The sequence below is a fragment of the Microbacterium phosphatis genome (assembly GCF_049177115.1).
GTDB lineage: Bacteria > Actinomycetota > Actinomycetes > Actinomycetales > Microbacteriaceae > Microbacterium > Microbacterium phosphatis.
In genome coordinates this window covers 22,042-48,427 of record NZ_CP185370.1, presented here as the reverse complement: position 1 = coordinate 48,427, position 26,386 = coordinate 22,042, and the positions used below count along the sequence as shown (strand labels likewise).

Annotated in this window: 26 protein-coding genes and 1 tRNA gene; 15 read left to right on the top strand and 12 right to left on the bottom strand. The window is 71.1% G+C overall.

Annotated features, from left to right (window positions below):
• Window position 1 precedes the first annotated feature (1 nt).
• The 7 genes from ACOKGD_RS00250 to ACOKGD_RS00220 form a co-directional block, all read right to left on the bottom strand.
• Window positions 2-1,015 carry a sugar phosphate isomerase/epimerase family protein gene (locus ACOKGD_RS00250; protein ID WP_342336010.1) on the bottom strand — a complete coding sequence of 338 codons (1,014 nt, stop codon included), beginning with the start codon at window positions 1,013-1,015 and terminating at the stop codon, window positions 2-4.
• Window positions 1,012-2,103 (bottom strand): Gfo/Idh/MocA family protein, encoded by a 1,092-nt coding sequence (locus tag ACOKGD_RS00245; RefSeq protein WP_342336008.1) that lies wholly within the window; start codon window positions 2,101-2,103, stop codon window positions 1,012-1,014. Before ACOKGD_RS00245 ends, ACOKGD_RS00250 begins: the two co-directional genes overlap by 4 nt.
• Window positions 2,100-2,939, bottom strand: a complete 840-nt coding sequence (locus tag ACOKGD_RS00240; RefSeq protein WP_342336006.1) for a carbohydrate ABC transporter permease — start codon at window positions 2,937-2,939, stop codon at window positions 2,100-2,102. The genes ACOKGD_RS00245 and ACOKGD_RS00240 overlap by 4 nt, the downstream gene beginning before the upstream one ends.
• Window positions 2,932-3,918, bottom strand: a complete 987-nt coding sequence (locus tag ACOKGD_RS00235) for a carbohydrate ABC transporter permease (protein WP_342336005.1) — start codon at window positions 3,916-3,918, stop codon at window positions 2,932-2,934. Before ACOKGD_RS00235 ends, ACOKGD_RS00240 begins: the two co-directional genes overlap by 8 nt.
• A gap of 78 nt (window positions 3,919-3,996) precedes the next feature.
• Entirely contained in the window at window positions 3,997-5,346 is a 1,350-nt protein-coding gene (locus ACOKGD_RS00230; protein WP_342336004.1) for an extracellular solute-binding protein, read from the bottom strand.
• Window positions 5,347-5,405: 59 nt separating this feature from the next.
• Window positions 5,406-6,506, bottom strand: a complete 1,101-nt coding sequence (locus ACOKGD_RS00225; RefSeq protein ID WP_342336003.1) for a Gfo/Idh/MocA family protein — start codon at window positions 6,504-6,506, stop codon at window positions 5,406-5,408.
• Window positions 6,503-7,258: a sugar phosphate isomerase/epimerase family protein gene (locus ACOKGD_RS00220; RefSeq protein ID WP_342336002.1), complete on the bottom strand. Its 756-nt coding sequence runs from the start codon at window positions 7,256-7,258 to the stop codon at window positions 6,503-6,505. Before ACOKGD_RS00220 ends, ACOKGD_RS00225 begins: the two co-directional genes overlap by 4 nt.
• Before the next feature lie 171 nt (window positions 7,259-7,429).
• Between ACOKGD_RS00220 and ACOKGD_RS00215 the strand changes: the two genes are divergently transcribed.
• Window positions 7,430-8,602 (top strand): ROK family transcriptional regulator, encoded by a 1,173-nt coding sequence (locus ACOKGD_RS00215; RefSeq protein ID WP_342336001.1) that lies wholly within the window; start codon window positions 7,430-7,432, stop codon window positions 8,600-8,602.
• Here the strand turns inward: ACOKGD_RS00215 and ACOKGD_RS00210 are convergent.
• On the bottom strand, window positions 8,599-9,582 hold the full coding sequence (locus ACOKGD_RS00210) for an SDR family NAD(P)-dependent oxidoreductase (RefSeq protein ID WP_342336000.1): 984 nt from the start codon (window positions 9,580-9,582) through the stop codon (window positions 8,599-8,601). The genes ACOKGD_RS00215 and ACOKGD_RS00210 overlap by 4 nt on opposite strands.
• Window positions 9,583-9,661: 79 nt before the next feature.
• Here ACOKGD_RS00210 and ACOKGD_RS00205 point away from each other — a divergent pair, with 79 nt between their 5' ends.
• The 6 genes from ACOKGD_RS00205 to ACOKGD_RS00180 all read left to right on the top strand — a co-directional run bounded on the left by ACOKGD_RS00205 (window position 9,662) and on the right by ACOKGD_RS00180 (window position 15,186).
• Entirely contained in the window at window positions 9,662-10,462 is an 801-nt protein-coding gene (locus ACOKGD_RS00205) for an HAD-IIA family hydrolase (protein ID WP_342335998.1), read from the top strand.
• A complete protein-coding gene (locus ACOKGD_RS00200; RefSeq protein ID WP_421355069.1) occupies window positions 10,459-11,664 on the top strand; it encodes an MFS transporter in 1,206 nt (401 codons plus the stop codon). Before ACOKGD_RS00205 ends, ACOKGD_RS00200 begins: the two co-directional genes overlap by 4 nt.
• A 77-nt stretch (window positions 11,665-11,741) precedes the next feature.
• Window positions 11,742-12,497 (top strand): SDR family oxidoreductase, encoded by a 756-nt coding sequence (locus tag ACOKGD_RS00195; RefSeq protein ID WP_342335996.1) that lies wholly within the window; start codon window positions 11,742-11,744, stop codon window positions 12,495-12,497.
• A gap of 37 nt (window positions 12,498-12,534) precedes the next feature.
• Window positions 12,535-13,230: an endonuclease NucS gene (gene nucS / locus ACOKGD_RS00190; protein ID WP_342335995.1), complete on the top strand. Its 696-nt coding sequence runs from the start codon at window positions 12,535-12,537 to the stop codon at window positions 13,228-13,230.
• A 13-nt stretch (window positions 13,231-13,243) separates the two neighbouring features.
• A complete protein-coding gene (locus ACOKGD_RS00185; protein ID WP_342335994.1) occupies window positions 13,244-13,915 on the top strand; it encodes an HAD hydrolase-like protein in 672 nt (223 codons plus the stop codon).
• 8 nt (window positions 13,916-13,923) lie between these two features.
• Window positions 13,924-15,186: a hypothetical protein gene (locus ACOKGD_RS00180; protein ID WP_342335992.1), complete on the top strand. Its 1,263-nt coding sequence runs from the start codon at window positions 13,924-13,926 to the stop codon at window positions 15,184-15,186.
• 88 nt (window positions 15,187-15,274) lie between these two features.
• Here ACOKGD_RS00180 and ACOKGD_RS00175 read toward each other — a convergent pair whose 3' ends face one another.
• Window positions 15,275-15,481, bottom strand: coding sequence for a cold-shock protein (locus ACOKGD_RS00175; RefSeq protein ID WP_208499361.1), 207 nt, complete (start codon window positions 15,479-15,481; stop codon window positions 15,275-15,277).
• Window positions 15,482-15,799: 318 nt separating this feature from the next.
• Window positions 15,800-15,883 (bottom strand) — tRNA-Leu (locus tag ACOKGD_RS00170).
• 140 nt (window positions 15,884-16,023) lie between these two features.
• On the opposite strand from ACOKGD_RS00170, the gene ACOKGD_RS00165 reads away from it, so the two are divergent.
• Genes ACOKGD_RS00165 through pknB form a run of 7 tightly spaced genes read left to right on the top strand, consistent with a single transcriptional unit; the run spans window position 16,024 to window position 25,133 of the window.
• Window positions 16,024-16,767 (top strand): DUF3662 and FHA domain-containing protein, encoded by a 744-nt coding sequence (locus ACOKGD_RS00165; RefSeq protein ID WP_342335990.1) that lies wholly within the window; start codon window positions 16,024-16,026, stop codon window positions 16,765-16,767.
• Between the two features lie 5 nt (window positions 16,768-16,772).
• Complete coding sequence (locus ACOKGD_RS00160; RefSeq protein WP_342336453.1) at window positions 16,773-17,291, top strand: FHA domain-containing protein FhaB/FipA; 519 nt, start codon at window positions 16,773-16,775, stop codon at window positions 17,289-17,291.
• A gap of 11 nt (window positions 17,292-17,302) precedes the next feature.
• A complete protein-coding gene (locus tag ACOKGD_RS00155; protein ID WP_342335989.1) occupies window positions 17,303-18,637 on the top strand; it encodes a PP2C family protein-serine/threonine phosphatase in 1,335 nt (444 codons plus the stop codon).
• A complete protein-coding gene (locus ACOKGD_RS00150) occupies window positions 18,634-20,010 on the top strand; it encodes an FtsW/RodA/SpoVE family cell cycle protein (RefSeq protein ID WP_342335988.1) in 1,377 nt (458 codons plus the stop codon). The genes ACOKGD_RS00155 and ACOKGD_RS00150 overlap by 4 nt, the downstream gene beginning before the upstream one ends.
• Window positions 20,010-21,476 (top strand): peptidoglycan D,D-transpeptidase FtsI family protein, encoded by a 1,467-nt coding sequence (locus tag ACOKGD_RS00145; protein ID WP_342335987.1) that lies wholly within the window; start codon window positions 20,010-20,012, stop codon window positions 21,474-21,476. The genes ACOKGD_RS00150 and ACOKGD_RS00145 overlap by 1 nt, the downstream gene beginning before the upstream one ends.
• A complete protein-coding gene (locus ACOKGD_RS00140; protein WP_342335986.1) occupies window positions 21,473-23,326 on the top strand; it encodes a serine/threonine-protein kinase in 1,854 nt (617 codons plus the stop codon). Before ACOKGD_RS00145 ends, ACOKGD_RS00140 begins: the two co-directional genes overlap by 4 nt.
• Window positions 23,327-23,378: 52 nt before the next feature.
• Window positions 23,379-25,133: a Stk1 family PASTA domain-containing Ser/Thr kinase gene (gene pknB, locus ACOKGD_RS00135; RefSeq protein WP_342335985.1), complete on the top strand. Its 1,755-nt coding sequence runs from the start codon at window positions 23,379-23,381 to the stop codon at window positions 25,131-25,133.
• A 21-nt stretch (window positions 25,134-25,154) separates the two neighbouring features.
• On the opposite strand, the gene ACOKGD_RS00130 is transcribed toward pknB, so the two are convergent.
• A complete protein-coding gene (locus tag ACOKGD_RS00130) occupies window positions 25,155-25,310 on the bottom strand; it encodes a hypothetical protein (RefSeq protein ID WP_342335984.1) in 156 nt (51 codons plus the stop codon).
• Window positions 25,310-26,077: a class E sortase gene (locus ACOKGD_RS00125; RefSeq protein ID WP_342335983.1), complete on the bottom strand. Its 768-nt coding sequence runs from the start codon at window positions 26,075-26,077 to the stop codon at window positions 25,310-25,312. The genes ACOKGD_RS00130 and ACOKGD_RS00125 overlap by 1 nt, the downstream gene beginning before the upstream one ends.
• Before the next feature lie 34 nt (window positions 26,078-26,111).
• On the opposite strand from ACOKGD_RS00125, the gene ACOKGD_RS00120 reads away from it, so the two are divergent.
• Window positions 26,112-26,363: a cell division protein CrgA gene (locus ACOKGD_RS00120; RefSeq protein WP_342335982.1), complete on the top strand. Its 252-nt coding sequence runs from the start codon at window positions 26,112-26,114 to the stop codon at window positions 26,361-26,363.
• The last annotated feature ends 23 nt before the right edge of the window (window positions 26,364-26,386 follow it).

The window sequence follows — 26,386 nt, the reverse complement described above, 5'->3', positions numbered from 1 at the left end:
CCTACTGGTTCGAGAACGCGGCGTCGAACGAGGCCTCCGGGCGCTTCCAGAGCAGCGAGCGGATGTAGCTGAGCGCCTCGGACGCGCCGTGCAGGCGGTCCATGCCGGCGTCCTCCCACTCGATCGAGATGGGGCCCTCGTAGCCGATCGAGCCGAGGGCGCGGAAGGCGTCCTCCCAGTGGATGTCGCCGTGCCCCGTCGAGACGAAGTCCCAGCCGCGGCGCGGGTCTCCCCAGGGGAGGTGCGAGCCGAGGATGCCCGAGCGGCCCGTGGCGGGGCGCAGGCGCGTGTCCTTGCAGTCGACGTGATAGATCCGGTCGGCGAAGTCGGTGATGAAGCCGATCGGGTCGACGCCCTGCCAGAACATGTGGCTCGGATCCCAGTTGATGCCGAAGGCCGCGCGGTGGTCGATCGCATCGAAGGTGCGCACGGTCGTCCAGTAGTCGTAGGCGATCTCCGAGGGGTGGACCTCGTGGGCGAAGCGCACGCCCTCGCCGTCGAAGACGTCGAGGATCGGGTTCCACCGGTTCGCGAAGTCCTCGTAGCCCGCGTCGATGCGCTCGGCCGGCACGGGCGGGAACATCGCGACGTACTGCCAGATGCTCGACCCCGTGAACCCGACGACCGTGTCGATCCCGAGCTTGCGGGCCACGCGGGCCGCGCGCTTCATGTCCTCCGCCGCGCGCTGGCGCACGCCCTCCGCGTCGCCGTCGCCCCAGATGTAGGGGCGCACGATCGCCTGGTGGCGGAAGTCGATCGGGTCGTCGCAGATCGCCTGGCCGCCGAGATGGTTCGAGATCGCCCACGCCTTCAGGCCGTATTTGTCCAGCACGTCCAGGCGCGACTGCGCGTAGGCGTCGTCCTCGTCGGCGCGCTGCAGGTCGAGGTGGTCGCCCGACGCCGCGATCTCGAGGCCGTCGTAGCCCCATTCGGAGGCGAGGCGCGCGACCTCCTCGAACGGCAGGTCGGCCCACTGGCCGGTGAACAGGGTGACGGGTTGCGATGCCTCGCTCATGCGTGTGCTCCTTCGAGGGCGGCGGGGACGGTGATCCAGGTGTCGGCGGCGGCGCTCGCGAGCACCGCCTCGGTCAGCATGGCGGCGCGGGCGCCGTCGGCGAAGCGCGGCAGGCCGTCGGGGGCCTCACCTCGGACGGCGGCGTACGTGTCGCGGGCGAACGCGGTGAACGCGTCGAGGTACCCCATGGGGTGGCCGGAGGGGACGAGCGAGAGGCGCGCGGCATCCGGAGACAGGATCGCCGCGTCGCGCGAGACGACCGACGACGCCTCCCGCCCGCCGATCCAGAGCTCGTCGGGGCGCTCCTGCGCGAACTGCACCGTGGCGGCCGATCCGGACACCTCGATCGTCAGCGCGTTCTTGCGCCCGGCCGCGACCTGCGAGACGAGCAGCGACACCAGGGCCCCGGAGGCGGTGGAGGCCACGAGCGCCACGGCGTCCTCGGTCTCGACCGCGTGGCCGCCGCGAGAGGCATGGGCCGTCTGGGTGCGCGCGGCGACGCGGTCGATCCGGTCGCCCGTGACGAACTCGACGAGGTCGACCAGATGCGATCCGATGTCGCCGAACGCCCGGGACGCCCCGCCCTCCGCCGACGAGACGCGCCAGTTGTCGTCGGACGGGTCCAGCAGCCAGTCCTGCAGGTACGCGCCCCGCACGGTGAGCAGGCGGCCGATGCCCCCGTCCGCCACCCGGGCGCGCGCCTCCCGCGCCATCGGGTGGAAGCGGTAGACGAACGGCACGGTCGCCACAACGCCGGATGCGGCCTCGACGAGCCGTGACGCATCGGCCGCGGTCGTGGCGAGCGGCTTCTCGCACACCACGTGCTTGCCCGCCGCGACGACCGCGAGCGACTGCTCGAGGTGCCAGCGGTTGGGGGTCGTGACATGCACGACGTCGCTGGCGTCGATGAGCTGCGCGAGCGATCCGGCCGCCTCCGCGACCCCGAGCTCGTGCGCGGCGAGCGCCGAGCGCTCGGGCGACGACGACAGGATCGACACCACCTGCGCCCCCGCGGCCCGGGCGGCGTGGGCGTGGGTGCGGGCCATGAACCCGCCTCCGACGATGCCGACGCGCAGCGCGCCCGTCACTTGACGGCTCCGGCCGCAAGGCCCGAGACGAGGTGACGCTGCACGACCAGGAAGCCGATCAGCACCGGCAGCGAGACGACGACCGAGGCGGCCATCATCTGGTTCCAGTACACGTCCGTCTGCGACGAGTACGCGCGCAGACCGATCGACAGGGTGCGGGTGGCCGAGTTCGTCAGCACCGAGGCGAACAGCACCTCGGACCAGCTCGTGATGAAGCAGTACACCGCGACGGCGATGATGCCGGGGCGGGCGACGGGCAGCACCACGCGCACCAGTGCGCCGAATCGCCCAAGGCCGTCGATCATCGCGGCCTCCTCGAGGGCCCGCGGCATGGCCGCGAAGAACCCCGAGAGCATCCAGATCGAGAACGGCAGCGAGAACGTCATGTACGTGATGATCAGGCCCAGGTACGAGCCGTTCAGCTGGATCCCGACCGTCCGCTGGATCTGCGTGAAGATCAGGTACAGCGGCAGCAGGAACAGGATGCCGGGGAACATCTGCGTCGACAGCACCACCAGGCTGAACGCCCGGGCGCCTGGGAACCGGAAGCGCGACAGCGCGTAGGCGGCCAGGATCGCCAGGATCACCGACGCGGTCGTCGCGAAGACCGTCACGATCAGGCTGTTCGTGAAGTAGTGCGCCAGCGGCACCGTCGTCCAGATGTCGATGTACGGCTCGAACGTGAGAACCGACGGGACCCACTGGAACAGGCCGCGCACGTCCTGCAGCGGCTTCACCGACGTCGACAGGATCACGTACAGCGGGACGACGACGATCAGCGTCAGGAAGGTGAGTCCGAAGACCCGGAGGATCTTGAATCCGCGTGTCTCAATCATCGATCGTCTGCCCCTTCGGCATCACGAGGCGGATGTAGAAGGCCGAGGCGACGAGCAGGACGACCAGGAGCATGACGCTCAGGGCGCCGCCGACGCCGAAGTTCCAGTTGTTGAAGGACTGCTGGTAGATGAGCGGCGAGATCAGCGTCGCCTCCTCCGGGGAGGTCGGGCCGAACAGCAGGTACGGCACGTCGAACTGGTTGAAGACCCAGAGGCTGATCATCAGCAGCAGCACCACGTTGGCGTGCTTGATCATCGGCAGCGTGATGGTCGTGAACTGCTTCCAGAGGCTCGCGCCGTCGAGGGCCGCGGCCTCGTAGACCTCGTCCGGGATGGACTGCAGGGCGGCCAGCAGCATGAGGAACGCGAACGGCCAGAACTGCCAGACCGTGACGACGATCACAACGATGAGCGAGTTGCCGCCGAGCAGCCAGAACGGGCGGTCCTGCAGGATCCCGAGGTCGTCGACGAGCAGGCGGTTGAGCATGCCGTCGCGCTGGTTGAAGATGAACGCCCACGCGATGGTGGTGACGAAGCCGGGCAGGGCGTAGGGGACGAGGAAGAGCGTGCGCAGGGCGCCGTTGCCCCGGAACTTCGAGTTCAGCAGCACGGCGGCGAAGATGCCGAGGCTCCAGGCGATGACGACGACGATCGCGGTGAACATGATCGTGCGCAGCAGCGCGCCGTAGAACTCTCCGCCGATGGGGCCGCTGGGGTTCAGGGCCTGGACGAAGTTCGCCAGGCCCACGAAGGGGGCCTGCACCCAGTTCGCGATCGAGAGCTGGTTGAGCGAGAGGAACGCGATGTACACCCCGAGCAGCATCGGGATGATGTGGATCAGCAGCTCCATGATGCCCGCGGGGGCGATCAGGGCGTAGGGGAAGAGATCGAGGCGGCGGCGTCGGCCGCCCGCCGGGCTCTTCCCGCGACGGTGGCGATCGGTGGTGACCGTCTCCGTCACTGTGGCGGGGGTGGGCATCCGGACTCCTTCGTCAGGAAGATGGCTGGTCGGGTGGAAGGGGTGGGACCCCTCCGCTTTCGGAGGGGCCCCGTCCGATCACATGGCCGGCATCTGGGCCTGAGCGTCCTCGAGCGCCTTCTTGATGGCCGCCTCGTCGACGGTCTCGCCCTGCGCGATCTTGGCGAACAGGCCGTTGATGGCCTCGCCCACGAGCGTCTCCATCTGTCCCTCGGAGGGGTACAGCGGCATCGGCTGCGAGTGCTCCGCGTAGGTCTCCTTCTTGGCGGTGGCCTCCGGCGTCTCGAACGCCGGGTCGTCCATCGCGTCGGTGACCACGGGCAGCGAGGTGTAGGCCGCGTTCAGCGTCTTCTGCTCCTCGTCGCTGGTGAGGTGGCCGACGAAGGCGAGCGCCGCGTCCTTGGCGTCCGAGTTCGCGAACACCGAGACGTTGATGCCCGCGACGTGGCTCTGGGTGCCCTCGAGCCCCGTCGCGTCCGCCTCGTTCATCGGGATCGGAGCCACGCCGAAGTCCTCGAAGCCCTCGTTGGCGAAGGTCTTGCCCGAGGCCTGGTCGAAGATCATCGCCGTGCGCCCGTCGATGAGCTCGCCGGGGAGCACGCTGCCCTCGGTGAACTCGGCGTTGGACGGGTCGACGACGCCGTCCGTGCCCATCAGGTCGAGCCACTGCTTCACACCGGCGACGACGCCGTCGTTGGCGAAGTCGGGGTTGCCGTCCTTGTCGTAGAGCGCTCCGCCGTTCTGGAGGCCGCGGATGAAGGCCTGGTGCACGTTGTTCGACGTGCGCTGACCGGCCAGGGCGAAGCCCCACTGGTCGTTCTTGCCGTCGCCGTCGGTGTCCTTGGTCAGCTTCTTCGCGGTCTCGACGAACTCGTCCCACGTGGCGGGCGGCTCGGTGATGCCGGCCTCCTCGAACAGCTTGGTGTTGTAGTACATCGAGTACGCCAGGCCGTAGAGGGGAACCGACGTGACCGGCTGGCCCTCGGCACCGCCGGTAGCCCACGCGGCCTCGACGAAGCGGTCCTCGCCGCCGACGGCGTCCAGCGCCGCGCCCTCGAACTTCTCGAACGCGCCCGTGGCCTGCAGGGTCACGGCCCAGGTGTTGCCGATGTTGAGGACGTCGGGGCCCTCGCCGCTCGAGACGGCCGCGAGGATGCGGTTGTAGAGGTCGGGCCACGGGATGACCTCGAGCTCGACCTCGACGCCGGTCTCCTCGGTGAAGCGCTCGATCGACTCGCCGAGCACCTCCTCGTCCATCTCGATGGACGAGCCCTGGTTCGAGGCCCAGTAGGTGATCTTCTGGCCCTTGAGGTCGGCCGGGTCGGCGCCGCCCTCGGTGGGGGCGGCGCCCCCGGCGCAGCCGGTGAGGGCGGCCGCGGCGACCGCGGCCGTGGCGGCGAGGGCCGCCCAGCGGGTGTTCTTCTTCATCGCTTCACTCCTGATGCTCTTCGTTGAGATGGGGACTTGATGTGGTGATGGATGGAACTTCAGACGGTCGCGACGGAGGGATCCCACGCGGGGTCCAGCGACGCGGCCGGGGTGACGGCCGAGGTGACCTCGACCGGCTCATGCGCCTCGGCGGAGTCGGCGATCGCGACCATGACCTCGAGGACGTGGAAGGCGAGCTCGCCGGGCACGCGCTCGGCGCGGTCCTCGCGGATCGCCTGCGCGAGCTCGGCCACGCCGGTGCCGCGCGAGTAGGTGGATCCCTCGGCGGTGACGACGCGCTCGCCGTCCTCGCCATGGATCACGGTGTCGCCGTCGAAGTTGTTCGGGTCGGGGAACACCACGGTGCCCTCGGTGCCCGCGACCTCGACGAAGCCGGTGCGGCGCAGCTTCGAGTCGAAGCTGAAGACGACCTGCGCGCTGCCGCCCGAGGCGAACTCGAGCAGCGCGCTCACGTGCGTCGGCACCTCGACGGGGAACTCGGTGCCGGCCTTCGGGCCGCTGCCGATCACGCGGCTCTCGCGCGACTTCGACCCGTGGGCATAGACCCGCGTGACCGATCCGAAGATCTGCACGAGCGTGGTCAGGTAGTACGGGCCGATGTCGAACAGCGGGCCCGCGCCCTTGGCGAACAGGAACTCGGGGCTCGGGTGCCACGACTCGGGGCCGGGCGACTGGAACAGGGCGAGGCCCGTGAGGGGCGCGCCGATCTCGCCGCCGCGCACCGCGCGGAACGCGGTCTGCAGCCCCGCGCCGAGGATCGTGTCGGGGGCGACCGCGACGCGGACGCCCTTCGCCTGGGCGGCCTCGAGCAGCACGCGGCCGCTGGCGACGTCGAGCGCGTAGGGCTTCTCGCCCCACACGTGCTTCCCGGCCTCGACGGCCCGGAGCGCGACCTCGACGTGCACGGCGGGGATCGTGAGGTTCACCACGATCTCGATCGCGTCGTCCGCGAGCAGGTCGTCATAGGTGCCGGATCCGGCGACGCCCCACTTCTCGGCCTGCGCCGCGGCGCGAGCGGTGTCGATGTCGGCCACGAAGCGGACGTCGAGGTCGGGGAAGGCGGTGAGGTTCTCGAGGTACTGGTCGCTGATGGTGCCGGCGCCCACAACGCCGACGCCGACCTTGCCGCTGCCGGTCATGCCTCGGCCCCCGTCAGGAAGGCGAAGCTGCGGGCGACGGCCTCGAACACGTCGCCCGAGTGGGCGTCGAGCTCGACCACGCGCAGCGCCTGGGGCGACGCGGCGAGGATCTCGGCGATGGGAAGGATTCCATCGCCCACTCCCACCTGGTCGCTGTCGACCTTGGTGCGGGGGCCGTCCTTGACGTGGATCGCCACGACGCGGTCGCCGAGGCGGCGCAGCAGCTCGGGGGCGGGCTCGCCGCCGACCTCGGCCCAGTAGGTGTCGACCTCGAGCACAACCGCCTCCGGGGCGGCGTTCGCGAAGACCTCCAGCGCCGAGACGCCGTCGACGCGGCGCTCGAGCTCGAAGGCGTGGTTGTGGTACCCCACCCGCAGGCCGTGGTCGGCGGCGCGGGCGGCGATCTCCCCCAGCTGGGCGGCGGTGCGCTCGATGCCCTCGCGGTCGGTCCAGTTCTCCTCGGGGACGTGAGGATCGATGATCGTCGTCACCCCGACCTTCTTCGCGGCGGCGAAGACCGCCTCCGCGTCGGCACCGACCAGGTGCACGTGCGCCGTGGGGGCCGTCAGGCCGAAGGCGGGCAGGTGCTCGGCGAGCGCGTCCGCGCGGTCGGTGAGACCCCACGGCTCGACGCGGCGGAAGCCGATCTCCGCCAGACGGCCGAGGGCGGCGGGCAGATCCTGCGCGATCGCGTCGCGCACCGTGTACAGCTGGACCGACAGTTCATCGGCAGATACGAGGCTGGTGGCCAAGACAACTCCTCATCGAGGTCTCTCTCCGGCGATCGCGCATATCCGATATGACATATCGCTCGTCGCCGCTGACCGGGCCAACGTATCGAGGCTTCTGACGACTGTCAACGAAAGTTCGCCATTCGTCGACGAAGTTTCTCCGCACGTCGGCGCTCTGCTTAACTGAACGCCATGTCCAATGGGGGATCCGCACTCGGTGGGGCCGACGCGAGCGAGCTGTTCCAGCTGCTGCGCGACGGCTCGCCTCGCACGGTGTCGGAGCTCGCCGCGGTCACCGGCCTCGCCCGCTCGACGGTGGGCCTGCGCCTCGACGCCCTGACCTCCCTCGGGCTGATCGGCCCCGTCGATCCGGGCCTGTCCACCGGCGGACGGCCGCCCAAGCGCGTGGCCCTGCTGCCGCTGGCGCGCCTGGCGCTCGCCATCGACGTCGGCGCGAGCCACGTGCAGGTGGCGCTCACGAACCTCGTGGGCGACGTGCTGCTGCGCCAGCGCGCCCCCATCAGCGTGGCCGCAGGGCCCGATCCGGTGCTCGGCCGTGCCCTGCAGCTGGTCGATCCGCTGCTCGAGGAGCTCGGACGCGACCGCGCCGCCATCATCGCGATCGGCGTGGGCCTGCCCGGCCCCGTGCATTTCGAGACCGGCCGGCCCTCGAAGCCGCCCCTGATGCCCGGGTGGGACGCCTTCGATGTCCCCGGGTGGTTCCGCGACCACATCGACGCGCCGGTGCTCGTCGACAACGACGTGAACATCATGGCGCTGGGCGAGCACAGCCGCCTGGAGTCGCCCGCCGGGCACTTCCTCTTCGTCAAGGTCGCCACGGGCATCGGCGCGGGCATCATCTCGGGCGGGCGCCTGCAGCGCGGCGCGCAGGGCATCGCCGGCGACATCGGCCACGTCCGCGTGAGCCGAGGCACGGGGGTCCTCTGCCGCTGCGGCAACGAGGGGTGCCTCGAGGCCCTCGCCTCAGGCCCCGCGGTCGCGGCCGAGCTCAGCGCGCACGGGGTGGAGGCGCGCAGCGCCCGCGACGTCGTCGCCCTGGTCGCCGACGGCGACCTCCGCGCCATCCAGGCCGTGCGCCAGGCCGGGCGCGACCTCGGCGAGGTGCTCGCGGCCAGCATCAGCTTCCTGAACCCCTCGGTCATCACGATCGGCGGCCAGATGGCCGCCGCCGGCGAGCACCTGCTCGCGGGCGTGCGCGAGGTCGTCTATCAGCGCGCCATGCCGCTGGCCACGCGCAACCTCCAGATCGCGACGGCCCGCACGGCCGACAAGGCCGGCCTCATCGGCGCCGGGATGCTCGCCATCCACCACGCGCTGTCGCCCGAGGGGCTGCAGGCGCTCTAGCGGGCGGCGCGAGCCGCGCGCGCGAAGGGCCACTCGATGCCCGTGAGGCGCTCGCACTCGCCCCACACGCGCGCGCGCACGTCCGGATCCGCCGCCCACTTCGACGGGCGCTGCCGCACCGGGCGCCCCTTGGTCCAGAGCCTCGGGCCCCAGTACTCGCCGCCGTGCACATCCGGATCGACCAGCGCGTGAACCAGCGACTCGGCACCGGCGCGCTTGCCCTGGGCGAAGGGCTGCAGGCCGTCGCGGAAGCGCTTCAGGCCGCTGGGCTCGTTGACCCCGGTGACCCGCTCCGTGCGGCCGCCGATCGAGTAGCCCGGGTGGGCGACGACGCTGTCGACCGGCACGTCGGCCGCGCGCAGCCGCGCCTCGGCCTCGATGCCGAGCGCGTGCACCGCGAGCTTCGACTGCACGTAGGCGTGCCACGCCTCGTACTTGCGCTCGAGCTGGAAGTCGAACGGCTCGGCCACGCCCAGGTGCGTCGACATGCTGCCGAGCCACACCAGCCGGCTGTGCTGACGGCGAGAGGCCGACTTGGCCAGGGTCGTGAGCAGCTCGGCCGCCAGCACGAAATGGCCGAGGGCGTTGGTCGAGAACACGAGCTCTCGCCCGTCGCGCGTCAGCTCGCGGGTGCGCGGGGTGTGGACCATGCCGGCATTCAGCAGGACGCCGTCCAGACGCGAGCGCGAGAACAGCCCGCCGCGCAGCGAGGCCGCGGCGGCCCGGATCGAGCCCGGGTTGCTGACGTCGAGCAGCAGCGTCTCGACCGAGGCGCCGGGCACCCGCGCCTCGATGGCGTCGTGCGCGGCGGCCAGGCGATTGGGGCTGCGACCGCTCAGGATCACGTGCGCCCCGGCGGCCGCGAGCCGCTCGCTGGCGAAGTAGCCGAGCCCGGCATTGGCGCCGGTGACCAGGTAGATGCGATCCGAGAGGTCGGGAAGCTGCTCCGGAACCCCGGCTGCACCGCCACGTCTGGTCACATGCCCACCGTATCCCTCTGGCGAGAGCGACTCACCGCGGACGGAACTGCGGAACCGCTCCCGCCCATACGCTTATGCCATGGCGCGACGCGATGAGATCGAGTGCTGGCTGACGGACATGGACGGGGTCCTGGTGCACGAGAACGTGCCCATCCCCGGCGCCCGCGAGCTGCTGGCCAAGTGGCGAGACGAGGGCACGCCGTTCCTCGTGCTCACGAACAACTCGATCTTCACCCCGCGTGACCTGAGCGCGCGCCTGCGGGCCTCCGGCATCGAGGTGCCCGAGGAGCGGATCTGGACGAGCGCGCTCGCGACCGCCGACTTCCTCAAGTCGCAGGCGCCCGGCGGATCCGCGTTCGTCATCGGCGAGGCCGGCATCCTCACGGCCATGCACGAGGCCGGGTTCATCATGACCGAGACCGACCCCGACTACGTGGTCGTGGGCGAGACGCGCAACTACTCGTTCGAGGCGATCACCAAGGCCATCCGGTTCATCGGCAAGGGCTCCCGCTTCATCGTGACCAACCCCGACGCGACCGGCCCCAGCGCCGAGGGCCCGCTGCCCGCGACGGGAGCGATCGCCGCGCTCATCACCAAGGCCACCGGCCGCCAGCCGTATGTGGTCGGCAAGCCGAACCCGATGATGTTCCGCTCCGCGCTCAACCGCATCGGCGCGCACTCCGAGAACACCGGCATGATCGGCGACCGCATGGACACCGACGTCGTCGCCGGCATCGAGGCGGGCCTGCACACCGTGCTCGTGATGACGGGCATCAGCGACGAGCGCGAGATCGCGCGCTACCCGTTCCGCCCGAACGAGATCCTCGGCTCGGTCGCCGACCTGCTCACGCCCGCCGACGACGCGGATCCGGCCGAATGATCGACACGGAGCTGTCGACCGCGGCCGTGGTGCGGTGGAAGGCGGCGATCTTCGCGATCTTCCTCACCAGCGGGCTCAGCATCGCGACCTGGGCGTCGCGGGTTCCCGCGATCAAGGCGGCGCTCGACGTCGACAACACGCAGATCGGCGCGCTGCTCATGGCCGCCGGCGTCGCCTCGATCACGGGCCTCAGCCTCTCGACCCCCGTTCTGGCGCGCTTCGGCGCGCGTCGCGGCATGCTCACGATGATGCTCGTGTTCGCCGCCGGCGTCACCGTCGTCGGCCTCGGGACCGACGTCTTCGCGTCATACCCGATCGTGATGCTCGGGCTCATCCTGTTCGGCTTCGGCAACGGCTGCATCGACGTGATCATGAATGTCGAGGCCACGGCGATCGAGCAGCTCGGCGGCAAGACGATCCTCCCCCTCTTCCACGCGTTCTTCTCGTTCGGCACCGTGATCGGCGCCGGCGTGGGCGCGACGGCGGCCGGTCTCGGGGTGAACGTCGTCGCCCACACCGCGGTGATCGCCGTGCTCATCGTGGTGATCGCCGTCGCCGCCGTCTCGAACGTGCCCACGCGCGACGCGGTCGACCCCGATCCGGCCGAGCATGGCGTCGGATGGCGCGCCCGCGCCGCCGTGGCGCTGTCGGCCTGGCGCGAGCCGCGCACCTACGCGATCGGCGTGATCATGCTCGGCATGGCGTTCGCCGAGGGCTCGGCCAATGACTGGCTCGCGCTCGGCGTGGTCGAGGGGCACGGCGGCGACGAGGCGCTGGGCGCGCTCGGGCTGACCGTCTTCTCGATCGCGATGACCGCCGTGCGCGTGTTCGGCGGCCCGCTGGTCGACCGCTTCGGCCGTGTCGTGGTGCTCCGCACGCTGGCGCTGACGGCGGCGGCCGGGCTGGTGCTGTTCATCCTCGCCCCGACCCTGCCGCTGGTGCTCGTCGGCGCCGCGCTGTGGGGCATCGGCGCCTCGCTGGGCTTCCCCCTGGGCATGTCGGCCGCGGCGGACGACCCCGCGAAGGCGGCCGCCCGCGTGTCGGCGGCCGCCACCATCGGCTACGTCGCCTTCCTCGCCGGCCCGCCCATCCTCGGCGTGATCAGCGACCAGATCGGCCTCCTCAACACGCTCTTCGTGATCGTCGCCCTGACGATCGCCTCCGGCATCGCCTCCGGCGCCGCGCGGCCGCTGAAGCGCTGAGCCGCGACGCCGTCACAATCCGCGCATCCGGCCGGTCATCCTCACGAGGACGATCGGGATCTGCCGAAGGAGAAGACATGAGGATCGCAGTCGCAGGCGGCACCGGCACGGTGGGGCGCTTCGTCGTGGAGGCCGCGCGGGCCGCCGGTCACGACGCGGTGGTGCTCAGCCGCGCCACGGGTGCGGACGTCGTCACCGGCCGGGGGCTCGAGGCCGCCCTGGCGGGAGCGGATGCCGTCATCGACACCACGAACGCGATGAGCCTGTCGGCCAAGGCCGCGAGCGCGTTCTTCACCACCGCGAGCGCGAACCTGCTGGCGGCCGAGAAGGCCGCGGGTGTCGGGCACCACGTGGCGCTGTCGATCGTTGGGATCGACGACATCGACGCGTCGTACTACGCGGGCAAGCTCGCCCAGGAGCGCACGGTGCAGGCCGGCCCGGTGCCGTTCACCATCGCGCGGGCGGCGCAGTTCCACGAGTTCGCGGGGCAGCTGCTCGCGGGCCAGAAGGGCCCCGTGGCGCTGATGCCGAAGACGCTGATGCGGCCCGTGGCCGCCCGCGAGGTGGGTGCGCATCTCGTGCGGGTCGCCTCCGCGGGCCCCGTCGGCCGCGCCGCCGATCTCGTGGGCCCCGCCGACGAGATCCTCGCCGATCTCGCCCGGCGACAGCTGCGGTTCGACGGCATCCGGCGGGCGGTGTGGGAGGTGCCCTTCCCCGGGGCCTACGGCAAGGGCCTCGCCTCCGGGTCGCTGCGCGGCGGTGGGGATGCCCTCGAAGGATCGATCACGTTCGAGGGCTGGCTGCGCAGCCCCGACCACCGCCGGCCGCGCTGAGCGGGTCTCCGGCACGATCCCGGGCTAGGCTCATCCGGTGCGTCTCGTCATCGCCCGCTGCAGCGTGGATTACACCGGCCGCCTCAACGCGCATCTGCCGCTCGCGACCCGGGTGCTGATGCACAAGGCCGACGGCAGCCTGCTCATCCACTCGGACGGCGGCTCGTACAAGCCGCTGAACTGGATGAGCCCACCCTGCCGCCTGGACCTCGTCGCGCCCAGTCCCGAGCTGTCCGAGGCAGGCGTCGCCGAGCTGTGGAAGGTCACGCACGCCAAGACCGGCGACGCGCTCACCGTGCACATCTACGAGATCCTGCACGACTCGAAGCACGAGCTCGGCGTCGATCCCGGTCTCATCAAGGACGGCGTCGAGTCGGATCTGCAGCGCCTGCTGTCGGAGCAGGTCGACCTGATCTCGGAGGGCGCGAAGCTCGTCCGCCGCGAGTACCCCACCGCGATCGGCCCCGTGGACCTGCTCGTGCGCGAGGCGTCCGGGATGCCGCTGGCCGTCGAGATCAAGCGCCGCGGCGACATCGACGGCGTCGAGCAGCTCACCCGCTATCTCGACCTGCTCGGCCGCGACCCGCTGCTCTCGGGCATCCGGGGCGTGTTCGCCGCCCAGGAGATCAAGCCGCAGGCCCGCGTGCTCGCCGAGGACCGCGGCATCCGCTGCCTCGTGCTCGACTACGACGAGATGAAGGGCATCGACTCCGGGGCCCCGCGCCTGTTCTAAATAGACTGGGGCCATGACTTCGTCTCCCTGGTCCTGCATCCTCTGGGACGTGGACGGGACGGTGGCGGACGCGTCGGCCGGCATCCTGCCGCGCATCACGGAGGTGCTCAGCACCCTCCGCCGCACACCTCCCTCGCCCGAAGAGCTGCGCCACTGGATCGGGCCGCCGCTGCTCGAGTCGTTCCAGGTGCGCGCGCTGCTGAGCGAGGAGGAGGCCACCGAGGCCGTCCTCGCCTATCGCGAGCTGGCCTCGCGCGACGGATACGCCTCGTCGGTCGCCCTGTACGAGGGTGTGCCCGAGCTGATCCTGGCGGTGCACGCCGCGGGCATCCCCCAGGCCACCGCCAGCACGAAGCCGCAGAACCAGGTCGAGGCGATCCTCACCCACTACGCGCTCGATCACGCCTTCGTCGCGATCGTCGGGGCCGACCCGGAGCCCGACGTCCTCGACACGAAGTCGATCGTCCTCGCCCGCGCCCTCGAGCGGCTGAAGGCCGCCGGCGTCGACACGTCGCGCCCGGTGCTCATCGGCGACCGCCACCACGACGTCGACGGCGGCGCCGAGCTCGGTGTGCCGGTGATCTACAACCGGTGGGGCTTCGGCAACCCGGGCGAGGAGCAGGGCGCTCAGGCGGTCGTCGACGACCCCGCCCAGCTGCGCGACCTGCTGCTCTCGGAGAACTGAGGACGGCGATGGATCAGCCCGACGACGGCCTGTGGGGGTGGATCCTCCCCGCGCTCGTCGTCTTCGGGACGGCCGCGGTCCTCGCGATCGTCGCCGTGTTCGCCGTCCGTGCGGTGCGTCGCGGCCCCGCGGCGCGCCGGCGCGCGGCGGAGGCGACCGAGGCGGCGGGAGCGGCCCTGGTGCGGCTGGACGATGCCATCGAGGACCTCGAGCTGGAGGTCGGGCTGTCGGGTGCGCTGTACGGCGGAGGCGCCCCCGCCTCGCTGCGCCGCGCGCGCATGACGGCCCAGCACACGCGCGATGCGGCCTTCGCGGCGTACCGCGAGCTGACGGATCCCGGCACCCTGCCCACCGCCGCAGCCCGCGGGGCGCAGGACGTGCAGCGGCGCGTCGAGACCGCCACCCGCACCATCGAGGCCGCGCGCAGCGAGCACCGCGCCTGGATCTCCACCCACGTCAGCGCCGCCGACCAGATCGCGGCCGCCGAGCGGCACCTCGACGAGCTCGCCGCCCGGGTCGGCGACCCCACCGCGCTGCTGCGCGATCTGGCGCAGCGTGCCGAGGCGGACGAGTGGGTCGACGCCGAGCGCGCCGTCCAGTCGGTGACCGAGGCCCTCGCCGAGGCGCGCGGACACCTGAAGGCCGCGCGGTCGAAGGCGGCGGATCCGTCCCGATCGGCCCTCGAGGATCTCGCGCTGGGCGAGCGGGCGCTCCGCCGCGCCGATGCCTCGGCCCAGCTCATGGAGGAGGCGCACCGTCAGGTCGTGCAGGCGGGTCTCGCGGTGAGCGGCGAGCTCGAGGCCGCGCGCGACGCGGTGCGCTCGGCCGCCGGCGTCCGCGACGCCCTCGACCCCGACGACGCCGATCGGCTCGGCGACGAGATCCGCGTCGCCTCCGACGAGCTCGCGCGCATCGCCCCGACCGCCGCCCGCCGCCCGGTGACAGCGAACGAGCAGATCGCCCGCGTGCGCGAGCGGCTCGACGCAGCCCTGGCGGACGCTCGCACGGCGCAGCAGCGCCTGCGGGGCGCGCGGACCGCGCTGCCCGGCACCCTCGCCGCAGCGCGCAGCGCGGTCAGCCGCGCGGAGGCGGCGGTTCCCCCGCACACCCGCGGCCTCGACAGCCGCGTGCGGCTCGACGCCGCGCGCGAGGAGCTGGCCGCGGCCCGGCAGATGCAGGATCCGGTCGCCGCTCTCGATGCCGCGCGGCGCGCGATCCGACACGCGGAGGACGCCAAGGCCCTCGCCGACTACGCGCGCCTCGGGCAGTAGCCCCCGGGCATAGGGAAAGGGCCCGGCGCCGAAGCACCGGACCCTTCAGTCAGACCGCACGAGGCGGTCGACGTGTGTGATCGCTTGATCAGAGCGGACGGATGTTCTCCGCCTGCAGGCCCTTGGGGCCCTGAGCGATCTCGAACTCGACGCGCTGGTTCTCCTCCAGAGCGCGGTAGCCCGAAGACTGGATCGCGGTGTAGTGAGCGAAGACGTCAGAGCCGCCCTCGTCGGGAGAGATGAAGCCGAAGCCCTTCTCCGAGTTGAACCACTTGACGGTGCCCTGCGTAGCCATTTACTGCCGTTCTATCTGTGTGAAGCCGGCGCGAATATCACGCCGTCCTCCCTCACCGTAACCGGTTCGCCTGCAAAGGGGTAGAGAACGGCAAAATAAATCGACCCTCACCGGAGGGGGGATCCAGTGAGGGTCGGACGGCCATCAGGGGGACGTCCCTTTCAGGGTATCGGAATACCGAGGGTTTTGTCCCCCATTCGGTGGACAAAAACCCGGGCAGAAATCGGGTGCCCCGCCCGGCTGCCTGAGACCCACTCAGTGACGCCGCGCCGAGGAACGACGAAGGCCCCGGATCTCTCCGGGGCCTTCGTCCTGCTGTGCGCGAGGGGGGACTTGAACCCCCACGCCCTTGCGGGCACTGGCACCTGAAGCCAGCGCGTCTACCTATTCCGCCACTCGCGCATGAGACCGGATCGCTCCGAACTCAACTTCCTGAGATTATCACGCGACGCCGCCAGGCGCGAAACCGGGCACCCCCGAAGGGCGCCGCCCAGCGTGTCTGGCTACGATGGCGCTACCGGTCGGCCGGATAGAGGAGCCCCGTGGGACTACTGGACAGCTTTGAGCAAGGTCTCGAGCGCGCCGTGAACCGGGCGTTCGCGAAGACCTTCCGCAGCGGCATTCAGCCCGTGGAGATCGCCTCCGCCCTGAAGCGCGAACTCGACACGAAGGCGGCGGTCGTCTCGCGCGACCGCATCCTGGCACCCAACGAGCTCGCCGTGCTCCTGAGCCCCGCCGACGAGGAGCGCATGCGCGCCCTGGGAGGCGCGCTGATCACCGAACTCGACACGATGCTCCGCACCCACGCGTCCTCGCAGGGGTACAGCCTCGCCGGCCCGCTGCGCATCACGATCCGGCCGAACGACGAGGTCACCACCGGCACGGTGCAGATCGACTCGAGCACGGCCGAGGGCCAGGTCGAGTGGCGCGCGGTGATCGACGTGAACGGTCGCCGCTACCCGCTGATCAAGGCCCGCACCGTGCTCGGCCGCGGCAGCGACGCCGACATCACCGTCGACGATGCCGGCACGAGCCGCGCCCACGTCGAGATCCTCTGGGACGGCGAGCGCGCGATGGTGCGCGACCTCGGCTCGACCAACGGATCGAAGCTCGACGGCCGCCCCGTGAAGCAGTCCGGCCTCAACGACGGCCAGACCATCACGATCGGCCGCACCGACATCGTCTTCCACGTCGTGCCGCTCGCGGCGCCGCAGACGCGCCGCCCCACGGCTCCCGATCGCACGACCTCCACCCGGATCCTGCCGCAGAACGGGGACTGGACGTGACCGACGTGAGCTCGCTGACCCTGCTGATCCTCCAGGTCGGCTTCCTGCTGCTGCTGTGGCTGTTCGTGTTCGCCGTGGTGTTCGCCCTGCGCTCCGACGTGTTCGGCGTGCGCGTGCGCCGGCTGCCGAGCACGGCCGCCCCGGCGAAGGCGGCCCCGGCCGCCGCCCCCGCAGCCGCCCCGCGCGCCGCGCCGAACGCCGCTCCCCCGGGCCCGGCGACCACGAAGACCGCCTCGCGCATCGTCATCACCTCCGGCCCCAAGGCGGGGCTCGAGCTGCCCCTCGGGACCGACACGCTCACCATCGGCCGCTCCAGCGAGACCGGCCTGGTGATCCGCGACGACTACACGTCCAGCCAGCACGCGCGCCTGGTGCTGTGGGGCGAGCAGTGGATGCTGCAGGACCTCGAGTCGACCAACGGCACCTTCCACGGCGGCGAGCGCGTCTCGCCGTCGTCGCCGGTGGCGGTGCAGACGTCCACGCCGATCAAGGTCGGCGCCACGACCTTCGAGCTGCGGAAGTAAGCGCCCGCCGGATGTTCGTCGGATCGAGTGCCGCCCTCTCCCATACGGGAAAGGTGCGATCGAACAATCAGGATTCGGGCTACTCCGGCTCCAACCTGTTCGTCGTCGCCGACGGGATGGGCGGCCACGCGGGCGGCGATGTCGCCTCGAGCGTCGCCGTCAACACGCTGCAGGAGCTCGACCACATCTACGCCTCCCCCGAGGAGGCCGAGATCACGCTGCGCGAGACCATCGCCGGCACCGCGGGCGACCTGATCCAGATCGCCGCGCGCCGCCCGGAGCTCGCCGGCCTCGGCACCACGGTCAGCGCGATCGCGATGGTTGACGACTACGCGGTGATCGCCCACATCGGCGACTCGCGCATCTACCTCTGGCGCGACGACGCGCTGACCCAGATCACCACCGACCACACGTTCGTGCAGCGCCTGGTCGACTCGGGCCGCATCACGCCCGAGGAGGCGCGCTTCCACCCGCGCCGGTCGGTGCTGATGCGTGTGCTCGGCGACATGGATCCTGATCCCGAGGTCGACACGTTCATCATGCCGACCCGGCCCGGCGACCGCTGGCTGCTGTGCTCGGACGGCCTCAGCGGCGTGGTCGACGAGACGCACGTGCAGAGGGCCCTGAAGCTCGGCCTGCCGCCGGGGCGCACCGCCGACATGCTGCTGAAGTACGCCCTCGACGGCGGCGCGCCCGACAACGTCACGATCGTCCTGGTCGACGTGGGCGGTCAGCACCCGCTGGTCAGCGGCACCGCGACCATCGTCGGATCGGCCTCGAACCCGCAGGGCGTCAAGGTGCCCGCCGCCACCGGCCGCACGCTGCTGCCCACCAGCTGGCTGCACCCGAACCGCCAGGCGGCCAACGAGCCCACCCACTTCGAGCCCGAGCCCGAGTACCTCGAGGAGCTCATCGAAGAGGATCGCCGGCGCGCCCGCCGCCGCCGCATCGGCGGCATCGCACTGATCGTGCTGCTGGTGGCCCTGGTCGTGGCGGGCTTCGCGCTCTTCGTCAGCTGGACCCAGACGCGCTACTTCGTCGGGGCCGACGAGGACAGCGTCGTCATCTACCGCGGGATCCAGCAGTCTGTCGGGCCGATCTCGCTGTCGTCGCCGCATGAGGACACCGAGATCCTGCTCGCCGACCTGTCGCCGTACCAGCGCAACCGCGTCGAGCTGACGATCAGCGCCCGCTCGCTCGCCGACGCCGACGCGATCGTCGACCGCCTGCGCAGCTCGGTCGTCCCCGTCGAGCCGGACCCCGAGCCGAGCCCGACGCCGACGCCCACCCCCACCGTGACGCCGCCCGCGGCCACGCCGACCCCCACCCCCGGGAGCGACGGATGACCGGGATCACCACCGACACCACCGTGCAGAAGGCGCTCCGCAAGGTGCGTCAGCCCCAGCCGCTGCGCAATCGCGAGCTGGGCCTGCTGCTGTTCGCGATCGCCGTGACCCTCGGCGCCACCGCGCTCGCGCAGCTCGGCGCGCTCGGCGCGATCGACGCCGGCGTTCTCGTCTCGCAGAGCGTGCTCGCGGTTCTCGTGCTCGCCCTGCACGTGGTGCTGCGCCTGCGCGCCCCGCAGGCCGACCCCTTCGTCGTGCCGATCGCGACGCTCCTCACCGGCCTCGGCTTCGCGATGATCTACCGCCTGGGCATCTCCGGAGCATCCGGCACCGACGCCGGGGCGGCGGGTCGTCAGCTGATCTACGCCGGCATCGGCGTGGTGCTCTGCGGCGGCCTCGTGTGGCTTCTCGGCAACTACCGCCTGCTGTTCCGGTACACCTACATCTTCGGTCTCACCGGCCTCGTGCTGCTGATCCTGCCGTTCGTCCCCTTCCTCAACGGCGGCGGAAACGCGACGGTGTGGATCAACGTCTTCGGCTTCTTCTTCCAGCCCGGCGAGATCGCCAAGATCTGCCTGGCGATCTTCTTCGCCGGCTATCTGGTGCGCACGCGCGAGAGCCTGACATCGACCGGCAAGCGCGTGCTCGGCTTCACGTTCCCGCGGGCCCGCGAGTTCGGCCCGCTGCTGGTGATCTGGCTGATCTCGATGGTGATCATCGTGGCCCAGCGCGACCTCGGCACCGGTCTCCTGATCTTCGGCATGTTCGTCGCGACGCTCTACGTCGCCACGGGCAAGACCGGCTGGGTGCTGATCGGTGTGATCCTGGCCGTCGGCGGGGCGATCGCGGCGTCGTTCGTCCTGTCGTACGTGCGCGGGCGCTTCGACGCCTGGCTCGGCGCCTTCGACCAGACGCTCTACGACACCCCCGGCGGCAGCTATCAGCTGGTGAACGGCATCTTCGGCCTCGCGCACGGCGGGCTGCTCGGCACGGGCCTCGGGCTCGGCCGCCCCTACCTGACGCCGGTGTCGCAGAGCGACTACATCATCCCGAGCCTCGGCGAGGAGCTGGGTCTGGTCGGCGTCTTCGCGATCCTGTGCCTGTACCTCGTGTTCGTGGCGCGCGGGCTCCGGATCGGCGTGGCGGGACAGGATGACTTCGGCAAGCTCCTCGCGACGGCGCTGTCGTTCACGCTGGCACTGCAGGTCTTCATCATGGTGGGCGGCGTGACGCGTCTCATCCCCCTGACGGGCCTGACGACGCCGTTCCTCGCGGCGGGTGGATCCTCCCTGCTCGCGAACTGGCTGATCGTCGCGATCATCCTGCGCATCAGCGACGCCGTGCGCCAGCAGCCCCGGGCGGTGATCGGCTGATGACCAAGGAACTGCGCCGTCTGAGCATCATCGTGCTGGTGATGTTCCTCGCCCTGTTCGGCTCGACGAGCACGATCCAGGTGCTGCAGGCAGGCAACCTCGCCGACGACCCGAACAACCGCCGCACCACGCTCGACGCGTACGAGACGCAGCGCGGCGCGATCATCGCGGGCGGATCCGAGATCGCCACCTCGGTGCAGAGCACCGATCTCTACGTCTGGCAGCGCCAGTACGCCGACTCCCCGATGTGGTCGCACGTCACCGGGTTCCTGAATCCGTCGCTGTCCTCGGCCACGGGCCTCGAGCAGGTCATGGGACAGGAGCTCTCCGGCACCGCGTCGTCGGCCTTCTTCTCGCGGATCGACCAGATCGTCACCGGCCAGCCGCCGCGCGGGTCCAGCGTCCTCCTCACCCTCGACCCCGTGGCGCAGAAGGCCGCATACGACGCCCTCACCGGCGCTGGCCTGACGGGCGCGGTCGTCGCGATCGAGCCCGACACCGGCCGGATCCTGGCCATGGTCTCGACCCCCGGGTACGACGCGAACACGCTGGCCGCCCACGACCCCGAGGCCACCAACAGCGCGTACGCCGCGCTCGAGGACGACCCGGGCCGCCCGCTGCTGAACCGCGCGATCGCGGGCGACGTGAACCCGCCGGGCTCGACGTTCAAGGTCGTCGTCGCCGCAGCGGCGATCGAGTCCGGCGAGTACACCGCCTCCACGCCGATCCCCAACCCGGCGACCTACACGCTGCCTCAGTCGAACTCGGTGGTGCACAACGCCAGCGGCACGACCTGCGGCCCGGGTGCCACCACAACGCTCGCGCTCGCCATCGAGCTGAGCTGCAACGTGCCCATGGCGCAGGTGGCGATCGAGCTCGGCGACACGAAGATCCGCGAGATGGCCGAGAAGCTCGGGTTCAACCACGAGTTCGCCACGCCGCTGCGCGCCGCGACCTCCGAGTACCCCACGAGCATCACCGACGACGCGCAGACGGGCCTCAGCGGCTTCGGCCAGGGCAAGGTCACGGCGACGCCGTTGCAGATCGCCATGGTCGCCGCCGGCATCGCCAACGACGGCGAGGTCATGAACCCCTACGCCGTCGACGAGGTCGTGGGCGCCGACCTGTCCACCCAGCAGACGTTCACGCCGTCGGCGTTCGGCGACGCGATGAGCAAGAAGACGGCCGATGCGGTCACCGCGGCGATGGTCGCGAGTGTCCAGGACGGCGCGGCGACGGGTGCAAGAATGGACGGGGTCGACGTGGCAGGCAAGACGGGCACCGCGGAGATGGGCGGGGACAACCCGTACACACTGTGGTTCACGGGATTCGCGCCGGCCGACGACCCCGAGATCGCGGTGGCGGTCCTCGTCGAAGACGGCGGCGGGCAGGGCACATCGGGCAGCGGTAACACGATCGCGGCCCCGATCGCGAAGAAGGTCATGGAGGCGGTGCTGAGCAGATGAGGCCGACACAGGGCGTGTCCTTCGGTGGACGATACGAGCTGAACTCGCGAATCGCGATCGGCGGCATGGGCGAGGTCTGGGAGGCCACGGACCACGTCATCGGGCGCACCGTCGCCATCAAGATCCTCAAAGACGAGTACATGGGCGATCCGGGCTTCCTCGAGCGCTTCCGCGCCGAGGCCCGCCACGCCGCGCTCGTCAACCACGAGGGCATCGCGAGCGTCTTCGACTACGGCGAGGAGAACGGCTCCGCGTTCCTCGTGATGGAGCTGGTGCCCGGCGAGGCGCTCTCCACCGTGCTCGAGCGCGAGAACCGCCTGCAGCCCGAGCGCACCCTGGACATCGTCGCCCAGACCGCCTCGGCCCTGCAGGCCGCGCACGCCGCGGGCCTCGTGCACCGCGACATCAAGCCCGGCAACCTGCTGATCACACCGGACGGCCGCGTCAAGATCACCGACTTCGGCATCGCCCGCATCGCCGATCAGGTGCCCCTGACCGCGACCGGCCAGGTCATGGGAACCGTGCAGTACCTGTCGCCGGAGCAGGCGTCGGGTCACCCCGCATCCCCCGCCACCGACACCTACTCGCTCGGCATCGTGGCGTACGAGTCGCTCGCCGGCCGCCGCCCCTTCACGGGCGAGTCGCAGGTCGCGATCGCCATGGCGCAGATCAACGAGCAGCCGCCGCCGCTGCCCGACGACGTGCCCGAGCCCGTGCGCAACCTCGTCCTCGCGATGATCGCGAAGAAGCCCGAGGACCGCCCGGCATCCTCCGCCGTCGTCGCGCGCGCCGCGAATGCGCTGCGCCGGGGAGACGTGGCCGCTGCGGCCGCCGCCGTGCCGGCCATCGCCGGCGCCGGCTTCGTGGCGGGTGCCGCGGGCGGAGACGACGCCTTCACGCAGCTGCTGAGCTCGGGCGACGACAGCGCGACCCGGATGATGCCGCGCACCACCCCGGTGCCGATCGGCGACGGCGACGCGGTCCCGGCCGAGGCCGCGCCCAAGAAGAAGAAGCGCAGCCCCTGGACCTGGCCGCTGATCGCGCTCATCGTGCTGCTGCTCGTGGTGCTCGGCGGCACGGTCTTCGCCCTGTTCGGCGACGGACTGTTCGGATCGCCCGAGGGGAGCCCGACCACCCCCGTGCAGACGCAGGAGACCCCGAAGCCGCAGCCGACCACACCCGCGCCCGTCCCCACCACCGACAAGGTGAACATCGACAGCCTCGAGCTCGTCGGCAAGACGTGCGACGAGGCTCAGGCGGTCCTGCTCGCCGAGGGCGACTTCAGCTGGAGCTGCGCGCCGGGATCGATGCAGGCCCCCGACATCTCGCAGGAGGGCCGGATCTACGAGGTCTCGCCCCGCGGGTTCGTCGACGCCGGCACCCCGATCACCGCGAGCAGCTACGGCCCCATCGCGGCCATCGCGCCGCCGGTCGACGCGCCGACCTTCACGGCGGGTGGCCAGCCGATCAGCGAGACCGCTCCCAGCAGCGTGGTGAGCGTGTCGTGGACCGACGCCATCTGCCCAGCCGCGGCCCCCGACGTCGCGGGGTACACGGTCACTCTCCAGAACGCGGTGTTCGAGCAGAGCGGCGCCGCGACCGGCGACTTCGATGCCGCGTCGTCGACCCGGGTGAGGGTCTCCAACACCGGCGGCGAGGCTTCGGCGACCTACCAGGTGCTCTGCACCCTCGGCGACGCCGCCCCGCGTGCCTCCGAGCCGTCGCAGGCCGGCACCGTCGCACTGGTGACCCCGCCCGTCGACACCCCGGAGCCCCCGCCCACCACCGATCCCGAATCAGAGCCCACTCCCGGAGCGACGCCTCCCGCCGAGGAATCGGCCGCCGGGTAGGCCTCGGCCTGCCAGGGATACACGGCGCAGACGTCGGATCCGGGGGGATGAGATGACCGACCAGAAGCAGATCGTGGAAGACCGCACAGCAGAGGACTCGCACGCGCTCGACGGGCGCGTGCTGGCCGCGCGCTATCGCATCGGATCCCTGATCGGGCGCGGCGGCATGGCGACCGTCTACCGCGGGTACGACGAGACCCTCGGCCGGCACGTCGCCATCAAGATCCTCAAGCGCGATCTCGCCAGCGACAGCGCCTTCCGCACCCGGTTCCGCCTGGAGGCTCAGGCCGCCTCCCGCATGGCCAACCAGGCCATCGTGCGCGTCTACGACGCCGGCGAGGACGTCACCGCCGACGTGAACCAGGATCGCCCGATCCCGTTCATCGTCATGGAGCTCGTCCAGGGCGTCCTGCTCAAGGACGTGATCGCCCGCGGTCCCGTGCCCGCCGCCGACGCCGCGCGCTACGTGGACGGGATCCTCGAGGCACTCGAGTACTCGCACCGCGCGGCGGTGGTGCACCGCGACATCAAGCCCGGCAATGTGATGATCACGTCGGCCGGTCAGGTGAAGGTCATGGACTTCGGCATCGCGCGCGCGGTGTCCGACACGTCGTCGACGGTCGCCGAGACGACGTCGATCCTCGGCACCGCGGCGTACTTCGCGCCCGAACAGGCCAAGGGCGAGGTCGTCGACCACCGCGCCGACGTGTACTCCACGGGCATCGTGCTCTACGAGCTGCTGACGGGCCGCCCGCCGTTCCGCGGCGACTCGCCGGTCGCCGTCGCCTACCAGCACGTCAGCGAGACGCCGGCCACACCGTCGCATGTCAACGAGACCGCGCCGGCCGCCTTCGACCCCGTGGTGCTGCGCGCACTCGCGAAGGAGCCGTCGCAGCGCTTCCCCGATGCCGCCGCCTTCCGGGAGGCGCTGGATGCCGCATCCGACGGCAAGGCGCCCTCGAAGCGCGCCCTCGGCGCTCTCACCACCGAGCTCTACGGACCGGATCCGCGTCGCGCGGCCGAGACGGCGCGCTCCCTGCGCCAGCTGTCCACCGACAACACGATGACGCGCACGCAGTCCGGCCCGCCGGTCGCGTGGATCTGGGCCGGGGTGGCGCTCATCACGGTCCTCGTCGCGTCCGTTCTCTTCTGGGTCATCCGCACCGATCCGCTGAACGAGGTGCCGGCGAACTCGCGCATCGTTCCCGATGTCGCGGGAGTCTCGCTCGAGAGAGCGACGGCTGACCTCGCCGACGAGGATCTCGGCGTCACGCTGGACAGCGAGGCGAGCGAGACGGTCACCGAGGGCAACGTGATCCGCACCGATCCGGCGGCGGGTGAGACCGTCGCCCCTGACACCGAGGTGACGGTCGTGGTCTCCGAGGGCCCGAAGGTCTCGGTGGTGCCGGCGCTGGTCTCGACAGACGAGGCAGCAGCGCGCACGGCGATCGAGGGCGCGGGCCTGGTCATCGGGAAGATCACGCCCATGAACGACCCCGAGCTCGCCGCGGGATCCGTCATCTCGGCGCAGATCGACGGGCGTGACGTCGCCGAGGGCGATGAGGTGCCGCAGGGCGCCACCGTCGACCTCGTCGTCGCCTCGGGCCGGGTCACCATCGTCGACTACACCGATCGCGCCACAGTCGACCTCGCCGAGAGCGAGCTGGTGGCGCTGAAGCTCACGGTGACGATCACCGAGGACGCGACGTGCCCGTCCGTGGGCTCGCCGATCGTGCACTCGCAGTCGGCCGTGGGCGACGTCCCGGTGCACTCGACCATCACGCTCACCCACTGCACCGGCGAGTGACGGCGGCCGGCCCGCGGGCCGCTACTGGACGGTGACCTCGTCGGGGACGAAGGTCATCGCGATCCACGGGTAGACGTAGACGAAGAGGCCGTAGAGCACGACCGCGACCAGGGCCAGCAGGATCAGCAGCTTCACCCACCAGGGGCCCGGAAGCACTCGCCACAGCGCCGCGTACATCAGAGGAGCTCCTCGGTCAGGGCCGGCGGGGTCTCGCCCGTCGACCGCGGAAGGTACGACTCGAACACGCCGTAGGCGACGATGCGCTCGGTCATCGCGAAACGCGGCGAGCAGCTGGTCAGCGTGATGTAGCGCTCGCCCGCGGGCACCTCGGGGGCCTGCGGCACGTCGGCGAGGACGTCGTAGGCATCGGGGCTCACGTACTCGAGGGTGCGGAACCGGTACGTGTACCAACCCTCTTTCGTCTCGATCACGATCGGATCCCCGATGCGCAGGCTCTGCAGGTCGGAGAAGGGCTTGCCGAACGTGGTGCGGTGGGCGGCCAGCCCGAAGTTGCCCACCTCCCCCGGCATCTCGGTGTCGAGGTAATGCCCGATGCCGATGTGATCGAGCGTGCCCGCGCGCGAGGTGCCTCCTGCGATGTTGACCGCGTAGTCGTCGCCCCACCGGGGCACGCGCATCAGAGCGAAGACCTCGGTGTCGACGGGCTCCGGCAGGACGAGCGGCTCGTAGGCGCCCTCGCTCGGCTCGGGGGCGGGCGCGAGCTCGGTCGGCTCGATGAGCGACCACTCGTGCGATTGCTTCGCGCCCTGGGCGTTGTGCTGCGACGAGTAGATGACGTCGCCGATCCAGACCTGCCAGAGCACATAGAGCAGGATCACGACCCCGGCGGTGAGCAGGATCTCGCCGAGCATGCTGGCGAAGGTGGCCCGACTGCGGGGTCGGGCCGCGCGCCGTTCGCGCCTGACGTCCCCGACAGCGGTCACGTGATCAGCTTACGCGGGCCAGTAAGATGTCCCCATGGCCCGATCCCAGAAGCCCGCACGCTCGACCGGCGACGACGCGGTCGAGCGCCCCACCGCGGACGCCGCCCCGAACCCCGTGTGGTTCAAGCCGGTCATGATCAGCTTCATGCTGATCGGCCTCGTCTGGATCCTGGTGTTCTACCTGTCGGGAATGCAGTTCCCCATCCCGGGCATCGACGCCTGGAACCTCGTGATCGGCTTCGGCATCGCGTTCATCGGCTTCCTGATGACCACGCAATGGCGATGAGCCGCACCCTCTGACGCGAGAAG